Annotated in this window: 1 protein-coding gene; it reads right to left on the bottom strand. The window is 43.9% G+C overall.

Going from position 1 to position 239, the window contains the following annotated elements; all coding sequences use genetic code 11:
• A partial coding sequence (locus ACY2RS_RS15845) for a DUF7507 domain-containing protein (RefSeq protein WP_490099619.1) occupies positions 1 to 239 on the bottom strand: 239 nt, incomplete at both ends.

Raw genomic sequence — 239 nt, 5'->3', positions numbered from 1 at the left:
GTCTTCGGTCGTTAAACTCTCATCTGAAATATTTGATACAGGTCCTGTCGGCGCTGTACCATTCACTGTCGCCTGGTTGGTAATGGTTCCTAGATCAATGTCATCCTGAGTGATGGTATAGTCTTGAACATATACCCACGTCTCTGTAACATCCAATTCATTATCTCCATCGGTATCGCTTGTTGGTATTGCCGTGAGTACTCCTCCTAATAATGGATCGGTTACTGATACATCTGCGA

This window comes from Patiriisocius sp. 208BN25-11, assembly GCF_058147145.1.
The sequence above is the reverse complement of the archived record's forward strand: the minus strand, read 5'-3'. Positions and strand labels throughout refer to the sequence as shown.